Genomic DNA, 739 nt, shown 5'->3' with positions numbered 1-739 from the left:
CCCACCGACATCCTGCCGTTGTCGAGGCTCATCATCGCGAATGCAAAGCCCTTGCCAAGTTCGCCGCCGAGCAAAGCCTGGCTGCCAACGTGGACATCTTCCAGCACGATATCGGCGATATGGCTACCCGACTGGCCCATCTTCCTGTCCGACTTGCAGATCGTCACGCCGGGTATGTCAAGAGGGACGATGAATGCCGATATATGGGCGTTCTTGGGCAGATTTTCCGTGGCCGTCCGCGCCATGATCAGTCCAACCTTCGCAAAGGGCGAGTTGGTAATATATCGCTTGGTGCCATTGAGAAGCCAGCCGTCGGCGGTCGGCACCGCAGTCGTCTGCAGACCCGCCGCATCTGATCCCGAACCGGGTTCGGTCAGGCCGAAAGCGGCGATTTCACCCGCGGCAATGCGCGGCAGCCATGCAGCCTTCTGCGCTTCTGTTCCACCATTCTTGAAGGCTGATGCGAACATGCCGACATTGATCGAGATGATCGAGCGGAATGCCGGCATCGCATAACTTAGCGTGTGCATGGTGCGGATATACTGGCTGATGTTCATGCCGGCGCCGCCATGCTCTTCCGGTATGGTCAATCCAAACAGACCCATGTCGCGCATCGCTTCGAGGACGCTTTCGGGGATGAGGTCGGTTTCAATAATTTTGCGCTCGACAGGAATGAGCCGGTCGCGCACGAAGCGTTCAAGCTGTATCAAGAATTGTTCGAAGACTTCTGCATCCATGC

The 739-nt window shown here is 57.4% G+C and carries 1 protein-coding gene; it reads right to left on the bottom strand.

What is annotated here, in order from left to right:
• On the bottom strand, nucleotides 1–737 hold a 737-nt coding region (locus NZK81_RS21425), incomplete at its 3' end, for an acyl-CoA dehydrogenase family protein (protein WP_260047984.1).
• Between the last annotated feature and the right edge of the window lie 2 nt (nucleotides 738–739).

The organism is Novosphingobium mangrovisedimenti (genome assembly GCF_025153475.1).
Lineage (GTDB): Bacteria > Pseudomonadota > Alphaproteobacteria > Sphingomonadales > Sphingomonadaceae > Novosphingobium > Novosphingobium mangrovi_A.
This window is presented reverse-complemented; position numbering and strand designations above follow the sequence as displayed.